This window comes from Solibacillus sp. FSL W8-0474, assembly GCF_038004065.1.
In the GTDB taxonomy this organism is placed as follows: domain Bacteria; phylum Bacillota; class Bacilli; order Bacillales_A; family Planococcaceae; genus Solibacillus; species Solibacillus faecavium.
Genome location: NZ_JBBOQJ010000001.1, coordinates 2,846,970 through 2,860,798 on the forward strand (window position 1 = coordinate 2,846,970; position 13,829 = coordinate 2,860,798).

At 38.4% G+C, this 13,829-nt stretch carries 11 protein-coding genes; 2 read left to right on the plus strand and 9 right to left on the minus strand.

Features of this window, described 5'->3' with window-relative positions; all coding sequences use genetic code 11:
- Positions 1-59: 59 nt before the first annotated feature.
- The 7 genes from pyk to NYE67_RS14400 form a co-directional block, all read right to left on the minus strand.
- Entirely contained in the window at positions 60-1,820 is a 1,761-nt protein-coding gene (gene pyk / locus NYE67_RS14370) for a pyruvate kinase (RefSeq protein WP_340728669.1), read from the minus strand.
- 27 nt (positions 1,821-1,847) lie between these two features.
- Positions 1,848-2,807, minus strand: coding sequence for a 6-phosphofructokinase (gene pfkA, locus NYE67_RS14375; protein ID WP_340730319.1), 960 nt, complete (start codon positions 2,805-2,807; stop codon positions 1,848-1,850).
- 156 nt (positions 2,808-2,963) lie between these two features.
- Entirely contained in the window at positions 2,964-3,920 is a 957-nt protein-coding gene (locus tag NYE67_RS14380) for an acetyl-CoA carboxylase carboxyltransferase subunit alpha (RefSeq protein ID WP_340728671.1), read from the minus strand.
- Positions 3,913-4,785: an acetyl-CoA carboxylase, carboxyltransferase subunit beta gene (accD, locus tag NYE67_RS14385; RefSeq protein WP_340730320.1), complete on the minus strand. Its 873-nt coding sequence runs from the start codon at positions 4,783-4,785 to the stop codon at positions 3,913-3,915. Before accD ends, NYE67_RS14380 begins: the two co-directional genes overlap by 8 nt.
- 32 nt (positions 4,786-4,817) lie before the next feature.
- On the minus strand, positions 4,818-5,450 hold the full coding sequence (locus NYE67_RS14390; RefSeq protein ID WP_340730321.1) for a FadR/GntR family transcriptional regulator: 633 nt from the start codon (positions 5,448-5,450) through the stop codon (positions 4,818-4,820).
- Positions 5,451-5,684: 234 nt separating this feature from the next.
- A complete protein-coding gene (dnaE, locus tag NYE67_RS14395) occupies positions 5,685-8,759 on the minus strand; it encodes a DNA polymerase III subunit alpha (RefSeq protein WP_340730322.1) in 3,075 nt (1,024 codons plus the stop codon).
- Between the two features lie 19 nt (positions 8,760-8,778).
- On the minus strand, positions 8,779-9,723 hold the full coding sequence (locus NYE67_RS14400; protein ID WP_340730323.1) for a DHH family phosphoesterase: 945 nt from the start codon (positions 9,721-9,723) through the stop codon (positions 8,779-8,781).
- Between the two features lie 92 nt (positions 9,724-9,815).
- On the opposite strand from NYE67_RS14400, the gene NYE67_RS14405 reads away from it, so the two are divergent.
- Positions 9,816-10,127 carry a YtpI family protein gene (locus NYE67_RS14405; RefSeq protein ID WP_191700574.1) on the plus strand — a complete coding sequence of 104 codons (312 nt, stop codon included), beginning with the start codon at positions 9,816-9,818 and terminating at the stop codon, positions 10,125-10,127.
- A 75-nt stretch (positions 10,128-10,202) separates the two neighbouring features.
- Here NYE67_RS14405 and NYE67_RS14410 read toward each other — a convergent pair whose 3' ends face one another.
- Positions 10,203-11,510 (minus strand): DRTGG domain-containing protein, encoded by a 1,308-nt coding sequence (locus NYE67_RS14410; RefSeq protein ID WP_340728676.1) that lies wholly within the window; start codon positions 11,508-11,510, stop codon positions 10,203-10,205.
- 171 nt (positions 11,511-11,681) lie between these two features.
- Complete coding sequence (locus NYE67_RS14415) at positions 11,682-12,362, minus strand: metal-dependent hydrolase (protein WP_340730324.1); 681 nt, start codon at positions 12,360-12,362, stop codon at positions 11,682-11,684.
- Between the two features lie 123 nt (positions 12,363-12,485).
- On the opposite strand from NYE67_RS14415, the gene NYE67_RS14420 reads away from it, so the two are divergent.
- On the plus strand, positions 12,486-13,574 hold the full coding sequence (locus tag NYE67_RS14420; RefSeq protein ID WP_340730325.1) for a M24 family metallopeptidase: 1,089 nt from the start codon (positions 12,486-12,488) through the stop codon (positions 13,572-13,574).
- Positions 13,575-13,829: the final 255 nt, after the last annotated feature.

The following is a 13,829-nucleotide window of genomic DNA, read 5'->3' on the forward strand; positions in this document are numbered from 1 at the left end:
TCAAAATAAAAGCTACTTCTGCAAGTTTACACTTATCAGAGTAGCTTTCATTCATTTTATTACAGAACGCTTGCATGTCCTTTGTAAATAACACCTGTTTCAGCATCCATAGTAATTTCCTGACCATGGCGAATTAACGAAGTAGCTTCTTTCACGCCAACAATTACTGGAATTCCCAGGCTTAGACCAACTACAGCTGCGTGCGATGTTAAGCCGCCTTCTTCTGTAATAATACCTGCACAGTTTTCTATTGCTGGCATCATTTCACGGTCTGAACCAACTGTTACAATGATTGCACCTTCTGTATCATAAGTTAAAGCTTCGCCTGCATTTTTTGCGACAATTGCCTTACCGACTACAGAAGATCTCCCAATACCTTGCCCACGAGCCAATAGGTCCCCAATTACGTGGACTTTCATTAAGTTTGTTGTACCAGCTTCTCCAACTGGAACACCTGCTGTAATGACAACTACATCTCCATGGCTAACATATTCATATTGCAATGCTTCGTCTACAGAAAGCTCCAAAATTTCATCTGTTGTGGAAACACGTTGCGTTAAAATTGGTCTTACACCCCAAACTAACGTTAATTTTTGAGCTGTCGAAGGTTGGCTTGTTACAGCAATAATGGATACACCCGGACGGTATTTTGCAATCATTTTAGCAGTATTTCCACTTTCTGTTGGAGCTAATACAGCTTTTACACCAAGATTAATTGATGTGTAGGCAACAGCTTGAGAAATAGCTTCCGTCATGTTCGCTTCTTTTTCGCGACTACGTTGTGTTACAATTGCTCGGTAATCCAGCGCATTTTCTGTACGGTTAGCAATTTTGTTCATCGTTGCTACCGACTCTACAGGATATAAACCTGCTGCCGTTTCTCCTGAAAGCATAATTGCATCTGTACCATCCATGATTGCATTGGCAACATCGGATGCTTCAGCACGAGTAGGACGAGGATTACGTTGCATAGAATCTAGCATTTGAGTAGCCGTTATTACAGGTTTACCCACTTGGTTACATTTACGAATTAATGATTTTTGTACTAACGGTACTTCTTCTGCTGGAATTTCTACACCCAGATCCCCACGCGCTACCATTAAACCATCAGAAACTTCGATAATTTCATCAATATTATCTACGCCTTCCTGGTTTTCTATTTTAGGAATGATTTGAATATGGCTTCCTTCATTTTGTTCCAGTAACTCACGGATTTCCAGAACATCCTTCGCTGTACGTACGAATGAAGCAGCGATAAAATCAATACCTTGGTCAATACCAAATAGAATATCGGCTGCATCTTTATCCGTAATACCTGGTAATTTGACAGATACGCCCGGTACGTTAACACCTTTTTTATTTTTCAAAACGCCGGCGTTTTCAACGATTGTATGGATTAATCCTTGTTCCAAGTCTTTAGCCAACACACGCAATTCAATTAAACCGTCATCTAATAAAATTTTATCATTTTGGTCAACGTCTTCTATTAACTGGTCATAAGTCACCGAGAAGCGTGATTCATTCCCCAACACTTCTGTCATTGAAATATCGATAACTTGTCCTGAAACTAGGTGAAGCTCTCCGTTTTCCATCGAATGTGTTCTAATTTCCGGACCTTTTGTATCCAATAATATTCCTACCGGTTGTTTCTTGCGTTCAGATGCATCGCGAATAGCTGCAATACGAGCAGCATGTTCTTCATGGTTTCCATGTGAAAAGTTCAAGCGAGCTACATTCATACCTGCTTCGATTAACTTATCTAACATTTCTGGTGATTCACTTGCTGGTCCAATCGTACAAACAATTTTAGTTTTTCTCATAGTTTCGTCATCTCCGTTTTATGCACTTTAAATTGAAAGTTCTTTTGATAATGTATACAAACTCAAATCTGCCTTGTGCTTTGTTTCAAATGCTTCCCTTAAATCATAATCTATTACTTCATGATTTTTCACGCCAACTGCTCTTCCGCCTTTATTTTCCAATAATAGCTCAACCGCTCTTGCACCGAATCTGCCTGCTAACACACGGTCACGGGCAGATGGAGAACCACCGCGTTGTATATGACCTAAAACAGATGTACGTATTTTTACACCTGTACGATCCTCCAGTTGTTTTGCCAGCTTATGACCATTCATTACACCTTCAGCTACAATAATTATACTATGTCGCTTACCACGTGCTGCCCCTCGTTCAAGGCGGGTTACAATATCCTCTATTTCAAATGACTCTTCAGGAATTAAAATAGATTCGGCGCCTGCTGCTAAACCTGACCACAATGCAATATCACCCGCATCACGACCCATTACTTCAATAACAAATGTATTTTCATGGCTTGTTGCAGTATCACGAATTTTGTCAATAGAATCAACAACTGTATTTAATGCGGTATCAAAGCCAATCGTATATTCTGTTCCAGGTACGTCATTGTCAATTGTTCCCGGTATGCCGACACAAGGGAACCCTTTTTCAGTTAATTGCATTGCACCACGATAAGAGCCATCTCCACCAATCACTACTAAGCCTTCTATACCTTCTTCTTTCATAAGCTCGATTGCTTTATATTGGAACTCGTCCTGTTTAAATTCAGGGAAACGTGCAGAGTATAATTTCGTACCGCCTCGTTGTATAATATCGCCAACAGAGCCTATATCTAAAAGCTCAAATTTGCCATTATAAAGGCCTTCGTAGCCATGGTAAACTCCGACAACGTCTACTCCGTGAAAACGTGCTTTACGAACAACTGCCCTAATAGCAGCATTCATACCCGGTGCATCTCCACCACTCGTTAAAACCGCAATTTTCTTCATACGACCTTTCCTCCTATTACGACTGTTACTATCCACATTAACAGAAAAACCACTTATATGTAACTATTCTAGAAAACAAAAATGCAAAGCATTTGAAAATAACGAAAGAATGCGCTTTCACGCATTCTTCGCTTTTCAATCATTAGTTAAACAATATTATTGTTCAATAAACTGACCAATATTCTTAAATTTTGTATAACGATTCTCAACTAATTGCTCTGCACTTTCTTTATTTAAATCGTTTAACGTATTTGTAATGTATTCTTTCATTATTATAGCTTGCTGTTCCTTATCTTTATGCGCTCCACCGGCAACTTCCGGAATAATCCCATCGATTATTTCAAGCTGCTTTAAATCAAGGGCTGTAATTTTCATAGCTTCTGCTGCCTGTTTAGCATAGCTTGCATCTTTCCATAAAATCGATGCCGCTCCTTCTGGCGAGATAACTGAGTAGGTCGCATTTTCAAGCATTAATATTTTGTTTGCTACTCCTAATGCAAGTGCGCCACCACTACCGCCTTCTCCTATAACAACGCTAATAATCGGTACCCGGATACCCGCCATTTCAAACAAGTTGCGTGCAATCGCTTCACTTTGGCCGCGCTCTTCAGCTGCTTTACCTGGGTAAGCACCTTTCGTATCAATAAAACAAATAATGGGACGATTAAATTTCTCCGCTTGCTTCATCAGTCGTAATGCTTTACGGTATCCTTCCGGGTGTGGCATCCCGAAATTACGTCGAATATTCTCTTTCGTCGTTTTCCCGCGTTGGTGACCTATAATCGTTATTGCCTGCCCATTAAATGAGGCAATCCCTCCTACAATTGCTGCATCATCCTTAAACGTACGATCCCCATGCAGCTCAATGAAATCATCAAATATTCGTTCAATATATTCAAGCGTAGTCGGTCGTTCCGCATGTCTGGCTACTTGCACCCGGTCCCACGGCTCCATATTTGCGTAAACGTTTTTTTCCAACTCCTGCAATCTCGTTTCCAACTTCTCAATTTCACCGCTCATATCGACTTCCGCTTCAGTAGCAATTGTTTTTAATTCTACAATTTTTTCCCGAAGCTTCACTACAGGTTCTTCAAATGCCATTAATTTAGACATGGGTTACGCCTCCTTGTACATGTAACTTTACAATTGTTGCAATTTTATCTCGCATTTCCAATCGATTAAAAATGGCATCAAGTTGACCATGGTCCAACAAAAACTCTGCCGTTTGGAAATCATCAGGCAACTTTTCCCGTACCGTCTGCTCGATAACACGACGTCCAGCAAAGCCAATTAAGCTTTGAGGTTCGGCAATATTATAATCCCCAATCGATGCGAAACTTGCAGAAACGCCTCCTGTTGTAGGATGTGTCATAACAGAAATATAAAGTAAGCCTTCTTCGCTATGGCGTTTTAATGCAACGCTCGTTTTCGCCATTTGCATTAAAGATAGTACGCCTTCTTGCATACGAGCTCCACCACTAGCAGTAAAAATAATAAATGGCACCCTTAGTTCTGTTGCCTTCTCCACAGCTCGAGTGATTTTTTCCCCTACAACAGACCCCATCGATCCCATACGGAAATGTGAATCCATTACTGCAACAACGACCTGCATTCCTTTTAATGCGCCTACCCCTGTTAAAACTGCTTCATTCAAACCTGTTTTCTTTATGTCGATCTCTATCTTTTCCACATAAGCCGGGAAATTTAAAGGATTAGTCGTTTGTAGATGATCATCCATCGACACAAATGAACCTTTATCTAAAAAGCAGGCAATTCTTTCATCTGCTGTTAAGCTGAAATGATGCTGGCATTTCGTACATACTTTCAGGTTCTTCTCTATTTCCTTTGTTACATGAATCATTTTACATTTTGGACATTTTGTAACGATGCCTTCTGGAAAGGCCTTTTCATCTTCTCTTTTTGTTATATTATCTGTATTTTTTTTGCGGCTAATTGTAAATAAATCACGAATTGACATCGTAATCCCCCTTTGAATTGATCTGAAAATGTTTATTTTATAATGGCCATCCAGTTTTCGTATGCATCAAGTGCTTCCTGTGAATACCCCATCTGCATAGAAGCTAGTAAAGTCTTTACTTCCCTTTTCTCTTCGGCAGTTATATCAGTCGCAAGCAGTTTATCGCTAAACGCAAGAAGCTGCAGCCAAATTTTTAATGAAAGACGGTTCCCGGAAATAACAATACATTCACGAAGTATATCTTCTCGCTTTAATGCTTCTCCAAGCTCCAGCTTCACAAAAAAACTTTCCCAAATCGGTAATGCGTAGAAAACAGGAGACTGACAAATGATGCGAATGGCTTCTTTTTCATGCATTTGTCTTGTCGCATGAACATCAGCTATAGATTTCTCATCCTGCAAAATAAATGAACCAACAATCTCAACGAATTGATGTTGCTTCATGCTGGCTAAATAAGTACCTCCGCCATGTCTTGTTTCTATTAAGCCTAACAATTCCAAACTACGTAAAGCTTCCCTGACAGAAGATCTTCCCACTTGGAGCTGTTCACTTAACACTCTTTCTGAAGGTAGCTTTTGCCCTTCCTGAATGTTTTGTTCAGCTATTAAATCATGCAACTGCTTTACAATTTGTATGAATCTTTTTTTTGCGGGCTTTTCTTCCACGCTTTTCACCTCATCGAGTCCAACATTCTATAATTTATCAAAAGTGGTCAGACCAGTTTATAAAGTAAGGATACAAAATGTTTTTGAAGTTGTAAAGGGAAATTATAAAACTATAATCTTATATATAATAAAATTTGCGAATATATAACTATTTTTATGTTTTTTCGATAAAATTTGATGAAGTAATATAAAAAGAGCGTTTCTAATTTTATTAGAAACGCTCTATAATACTATTTATTTTATAATAATATCCTTAATTTTTATTTGGGACTTATTAAAACGATGTTCGAAAAACCCTTCAATATAAAGCAAAGTATCCTCCTGTAATTTACCAACAACTTTCTCGTATTCTTTTGGAAAAAGTGTTAAAGAGACCGCTCCATATTCATCTTCTAATTGGACAAATGCCATCAGTTCTCCTCGCTTCGTACGGAGCTGACGAATTTCCTGAACTTGGCCAATCATTTTTACGTAAGTATTATCTTTCAACTGGGATAAAGTTTGGACTGTCGCTGTAACCTCCGGGAAATGTTTGCGTACTTTTACAATTGGATGATCGGATAAATAAAAACCGAGTACTTCTTTTTCGTATTGCAGCTTAATTTTTTCAGGGATCGGTGATGTTTCGTTGTATTTCGGCTTTCCAAATGCAAGTAAGGCGCCTTCAAATAAATCATCTCCACCAGGCCGCACAAAATCAGCCTGTTTTTGTGCCCCTTCAATTGTGGCAAGTAAGGTTGCGCGATCTTTTCCAAATTCATCAAGTGCCCCTGCCTTAATCAACGGTTCGATAATTTTACGGGTGAAATTCGCTGTCGTCATGGTAACCGCTAAATCAAATATGGATTCGAACGGCTTTTGTCTTTCTTCACGGGCAGTTAGCAACTTTTGCAAAAAGGGTTGTGGTACTCCTTTAATCGCCGAAAAGCTAAAACGGATCTTCCCACCTTCTACTTTAAAGTGGCGCATACTTCGATTAATCGACGGCGGCAAAATTTCAATTCCCCTTGCTTTTGCCTCCATTAAAATTTGTGCTAGTTTATCTGAATTGCCCGTTGCATTTGTAAGAAGGGCTGCATAGAAATTAACAGGGTAATTTGCTTTCAAATATGCCATGTGATACGAAATGATACTATATGCGACTGCATGGCTTTTTGGGAAACCATAATCGGCAAAGCGTACAATTAATGCATATACCTCTTCTGCCACTTGCTCTGTATAGCCTTTCGCCAATGCACCTTGCACGAAAGAGGCGCGCTGCTGTTCCAACACATCACGCTTCTTTTTACTTACAGCACGACGAAGCAAATCTGCCTGTCCAAATGAAAATCCTGCCATTACATTGGCTATACGCATAATTTGTTCTTGATAAATGATAACCCCATGTGTCTCTTCCAAAATTGGCTTTAAATCCCGATGCGGCATCATTACCTGCTCTTTTTTATGCTTCCTTCTTGCATAAAGCGGTATAAATTCCATTGGACCTGGTCTATATAATGCATTTACCGCAACAATATCTAAAAAGTGCGTTGGTTTTATTTCCCGTAAAGCATTTCTCATTCCTTCTGATTCAAGCTGGAAAATACCAGCTGTATCCCCGTGCTGCAGCAGTTCAAACGTCTTCCCATCATTAAGAGGGATTTGATTGAAATCCAGTCGAATATCGTGTGTAAACTGAATGGATTTTCTAATTTGTTCAAGAATCGTTAAATTACGCAACCCTAAAAAATCAATTTTCAACAATCCTGTTTGTTCAACTTCAAGCATTGGCCATTGTGTTAAATAAATTCCATCATGCCCTTCTTCAATTGGAACAACATCGACTAATGGGACTGGGCTTAAAACAACACCCGCCGCATGGGTCGAAGCATTTCGAGGTAGCCCTTCCAAGCGTAATGACGTTTGAAACCATTTATGTCGGATTGGCTCTGCTGCTATCCATGAACGTAAATTTTCGGATTTCGTATACGCTTCCTGTAACGTAATACCAGGTTTATTCGGGATAAGCTTAGAGATCATTTCCAATGTTTCACTTTCAAAATTGAACATTCGGGCAACATCCCGCGCAACAGCTTTTGCCGATAGCGTACCAAACGTAATAATTTGCGCGACATACTGCTTCCCGTATTTTTTCGCCACATATTGAATTACTTCATGACGCCTCGTATCCAAGAAATCAATATCGATATCCGGTAATGTAATACGCTCAGGATTTAAAAAACGTTCGAATAGTAAATCATATTGAAGAGAATCCACTTGTGTAATTTCAAGTGCATAGGCAACAAGCGATGATGCAGAAGATCCTCGGCCAGGACCTGTTAATATGTTTTCTTCTCTGGCAAAGCGCATAAAATCGGCAACAATCAGAAAATAATCGGAATAACCCATCGATTGAATGACGTCCAACTCATAGTTTATACGTTCCAAATACAGATTCGGCAATGTCTCCATATTTAGTCTGCGTTGCAGCCCAGCAACTACTTGCTGCTGCAATATACTCTCTGCTGTATCCCCTTCAGAAAGAGGATATTTCGGCATATATACATCATCCGTAGTCAATTGAACTTGACAGCTCATTAACAAATTTTCCATTTGTACAAGCCATTGTGGTTCATCATGGAATTTCTCTTGCCATTGCTCTGCAGTTAATACATAGCTTTCTTCTTTATTGCTTTTAGCTGCTTCATTGAGCTTCACACCCGTTTCAATCGCCTGGGCTACTTCAAAAGAAAAAAAGTCCTCTTCTTTCAGAAACAATGATTCATGCGTTGCAACAATAGGCAGCCCATTGTTCACTGCAAATTCTACAGCTTGTCTTTCATAAGGGGCTTCATTTGATCCACGGGAAATTCCAACATACAGCTCATTTGAATATGCATTTTTAATCTCCAGCATTGTTTTCTCTGCCGTTTGCTGCAGCCATCTTCCTTGTAAGTCAAGCGCAGGTATCATGAAGGCTATTCCTTTTCCATAGGCTAGCAGCCATCTTAAAGGAATTGTCTGTTCTGTTCGTATCGCAATACTACTGGAAATCTTCAATAAGTTTTGATAGCCTTCATTTGTTTTCGCGTATAATATAATCGGTAATGACTGTTCTTCCGTCCATTCCAGCTGTACTGTCAGTCCAATTACCGGGTGTATGCCAGCCCTTTTCATTTCAAACCAAAAAGGCAAAAGTCCGTACAATTTCGTATTGACGATTGCACAGCTTTTTGCCTTTTGTTGATGTAAAAAAGGGATGAGCTCTTCAAGACGAATTGTACTTTTTAATAAATCGGCACTTGTCCGTATTTGTGGATATACAGTCACGCTTCATCCCTCCAACATATTATTTATATTCTTTACAAATAGCTTTTAAATCTTCAATTACTTGATCTGCCTCTTCCCAAGTATAGGCTGTTGCACCGGATGCCAATGGGTGCCCTCCACCATTATATTTTTTTGCCAGTCCATTGATAACCGGACCTTTTGAACGTATACGCACACGAATTGTATCATTGTCTTCGATAAACATCACCCATGCTCGAATATTTTTCACATTTCCCAATGAGCCAACTAAAAGAGATGTTTCGGAAGGTGTTGCATCATATTGCTGTAAAACAGATGTAGGCAATTTAATCGAAGCCGCTCCGTTTTCATCCATTTCGAAATGCTGGTATATATAACCTTGAAGATTCAATAATTTGCGTTCCATTTCGTACATACCATCAAACACTTGATTGCGGTCGAAATTATATTGGATTAGTTGACCTGCAGTTTCAAATGTTTTTGGACTCGCACTTGGGAATAAGAAACGCCCCGTATCTCCAACAATGCCTGCAAATAAGAGACGTGCTGCTGCATCAGACATTTGCCAATTGGCATATTCTCTGCCTTCTTCATAAAGTTCATAAACCATCTCACTGCATGAGCTTGCATTAGTATCCACCCACAGTAAATCACCGTATGCATCGTCATTTGGATGGTGATCGATTTTAATAATAAAGTTACCCTTTTTATAGCGTTCGTCATCAATACGCTCTGTATTTGCTGTATCAGTCACAATAATGAGTGCATTATTAAACTGCGTATCTTCTATATGCTGTGGGAAAGCTAAAAACGATAAAGACGGATCATGTTCACCGACTGTATATACTTCTTTTTCCGGATAATTCGCACGGATTAATTCTGCCAAGCCAATTTGAGAACCATATGCATCTGGATCTGGCCTTACATGACGATGCAGTATAATCGTGTCATATTGTTTAATTTTGTCAATTATTTGACGTTTCACAACATTTCCCCCTCGCACATAGTGAATACCTATATCATTTTTCAAGAAAAATCGTTACAATATTTAGTAGTTTGGCTACTAGGAGGTTCACTATGGTCTATTTAAATTTTCTGTTCGTTGCTGGTATTGTAGCATCACTTGTATTTTACTTTTATTTTAAAACGAAGCAATTCCGCTCCACTTTGCCTATTCGCCGAAAATGGTATACTGCAAAAGCAGGTGTTTCACTTGCAGCATTTTTAATTTTCTTCGGTCTTAATGCAATAATCTTATATCCTGATATCATTGGATTTGCCATTGCAGCTGTATTTATCGTTTTAGGTGCCGGCTTAGGTATAAACAATTATAAACGTATGCGCCATGAAGGTCGTTACGTACATGAAGAATATGAATTGAATAAGTAAATGAGAAGGGTGTTTTTATAGGTATTACCTTGAGGACACCCTTTTTATTATTAAAATTCAATATTACTGCTGTATTTATCTTTCTAAAAGCTGGAATGTCATCATTGCTTTACCAACAAGATTTGCTCCACTGAATACTTCAAAATCCATCTTCACAAATTTACGTGCCATGTCCAAAATTCTTGGACGAACTGTTAATACACTCTCCATCTGCACAGGCTTGATGAAGTAAATATTCATATTTTCTACAACGGCTTCGCCACGTTTACGTCGTTTCAACGCAAAAGCCCCAACTTCTGAAAGTAAAATCGTAAAGGCACCATAAGAAATCGCACCAAATTGATTCGTCATTTGCGGTGTGACTGTAAACTCAACAGCGATATCTTCTTCGCCCATAACACGCATCTCATTTTTAACTAAATCATCAATTGTCTCTCCGTGCTGTGGCTGACGCTGCGCTAATTGTATCGCCTTTAGAACGTCCTGACGGCTAATAACACCTTTTAACAAGCCATCTTCATCTATGACCGGAAGCAAATCTATCCCTTCCCAAATCATTCGGTGACCAGCAGAAGCTACACTTGTTTTCATAGAAGCTGCAATTGGACTCTTTGTCATGACCTTATCAATCGGCTCTGACTCTTCTTTGCCAATAACATCCTTACTCGTAATCATCCCAACTAGCTTGTTTTGATGTGTTAAAACCGGGAATGCGCCATGTGTAGTTCTGCGATTCTGTTTATGGAAGTCTGCAATCGTATCACTATTTCTTAAAACAGCAGTATCCTCCATTGGTACATATACATCTTCAATAAGCAAAATATCTTTTTTGATTAATTGATCATAAATAGCACGGTTAATCATTGTTGCTACAGTAAACGTATCGTAACTTGTTGAAATAATCGGTAAATCCAATTCATCAGCCAATGCTTTGTTTGAATCCGTCGTATCAAAACCACCTGTAATTAATACGGCCGCACCGGTTTTTAATGCATATTCATGAGCTTGTGTACGATTTCCGACAATCAGAAGGCTTCCCGCATCTGTATATCGCATCATATCGTCAAGCTTCATCGCACCGATTACAAATTTAGTTAACGTTTTATGTAGGCCTGACTTTCCACCCAACACTTGACCATCAATAATATTTACAATTTCTGCAAATGTTAATCGTTCAATATTTTCTTTCTTTTTCTTTTCAATACGGATTGTTCCTACACGTTCAATTGAGCTGACTAGCCTGCGATTTTCAGCTTCTTTAATCGCACGATAAGCTGTCCCTTCACTTACTTGCATTTCTTTTGCAATTTGACGAACAGAAATTTTATCGCCAACTGGTAGTGATTCAATGTATTGTAAAATCTTCTCGTGTTTCGTTGACAATTACATCACCTATTTCTCATCATTCATTTATGTCCCTAGTGTACCATATTTAAACGTTGCAATTATATATTTTCCATATCTATACCCTCATTATTACTTATAAAAAACAGCAGAAAATAAGACAAACTGCCCAACCTGGTCTACTAGGTTGGGCAGTTTGCTTTTTTCATATTAAAATTCAACAAATTCTCCTGACTGTAGAATTTGGACTTCCGCCCCTTCTACAAGTTTCGCAAATTCATCAGGATTTTGTGTAATTGGCGGGAATGTATTGTAGTGGATTGGTACAACGATTTTTGGTTTTAGTAATGATACTGCAAACGCAGCATCTTCTGGTCCCATTGTAAAGTTGTCGCCGATTGGCAGGAAAGCTACGTCAATTGGATGACGTTTTCCGATCAGTTCCATATCTCCAAACAATGCTGTATCTCCAGCATGATAGATTGTTTTTCCTTCTGCTGTAAATAAAATCCCTGAAGGCATACCCGTATAAATAATTTCCTTATTCTCCGTTACATATGAAGAACCATGAAAAGCTTGTGTAAATTTCACTTTTCCAAACTCGAATTCATGAGCGCCTCCAATATGCATATTATGCACATTGCACCCTTGCCAGCCTAAATAGTCGGCCAGCTCATTTGGTGCTACAACGAGCGCATTATTCTTTTTGGCCAACTCCACTGTATCTCCTACGTGATCATTATGACCATGTGTCAATAAAATAACATCCGGATTTTCATTTTCAACTTTTAAATCTGTAAGACCATTTCCATTTATAAAAGGGTCTATTAAAATAGTTGTACCATTCGTTACTATTTTTATAATTGAATGCCCATGATATGAAACTTTCATAAAATTACCCTCCTAAAAGATATATTGTCACCACTAATATATTCGATATTTATGCATAAATCTCCTTTTTTTGATATGCTTAATTATGAATTCATTCTTAGGAAATAAAAGGGGATTTTTAATATGTCAAAGCAAAATCAATTACAGCAATATTTAGTAGAAAATGAGTGGGATGCTGCTTTTATCACTACTCCCGATAATGTGTTTTACTTTTCTAATTTTAAAAGTGATCCGCATGAACGTTTACTCGGTGTCATGGTATTTAAAGACGCAGAGCCTTTTTTAATTTGTCCGAAAATGGAAATACCAGATGTTGTAGCAGCGGGATGGTCTTATGAAGTAATCGGACATGAAGATACTCAAAATGCATGGGATGTTGTGGCAAACGCTGTTAAAGCACGTAACGTATCATTCAATACATTGGCAATCGAAAAATCCCATTTGACTGTTGAACGTTTAGAAGCAATACAAGAACGTTTTGATACGTTGAAGTTTACAAATATCGATGAAAAGGTAAATGCACTCCGCATTTGCAAAGACGAAGAAGAGCTTGTGAAGTTACGTAAAGCAGCGCAATTAGCAGACTTCGCAATCGAAGTTGGCTGTAATGCAATCGCTGAAGGCAAAACAGAAATGGAAATTTTAAATACGATTGAATCTGCTATTAAAGCGAAAGGCCATGCGATGAGCTTTAATACAATGGTATTAGCCGGTGAAAAAACAGCTTCTCCACATGGTACTCCGGGAGATCGTAAAATCCAAAAAGGTGACTTCATCTTATTTGATTTAGGCGTGATTTATGAAGGATATTGTTCAGATATTACACGAACAGTAGCATTCGGTCAGCCAAATGAGGAGCAAATGAAAGTATACAATACAGTACGCCGCGCAAATGAAGCTGCAATCGAAGCAGTAAAACCTGGAGTTCGTGCAATGGATTTAGATAAAATCTCTCGCGATATTATTACAGATGCAGGCTACGGAGAATATTTCACGCACCGATTAGGTCACGGGCTTGGAATTTCTGTTCATGAGTTCCCATCGATTACAGGAACAAACGAAATGACGTTACAGCCTGGTACAGTATTTACTATCGAGCCAGGAATTTATAAATCAGATGCAGCCGGAGTTCGAATTGAAGATGATGTAGTCGTAACAAATGACGGCGTAGAAGTATTAACGAAGTTTACTAAGGAATTAGTTATCCTTTAAATCTGGCTGTCTGTTTTAACAGTCCTAAAAATATATTTTAACTTATTAAAAAAAGTTGTATTGAAAGTTGCGTTTTAACTTTCATACAGCTTTTTTTGTTTGGAATAGCAGGGGAATTTTATAAAGTTGTTTAATCAGAATTCAAAAATTTACATGTTTAGAGCATTTTTTAACTTTATTTAATAATTAGGAATAAAGAAAAATCTCAGTAATATACTTGTCCTTGAGAATATTTTTTCCAGGAGATATGATATA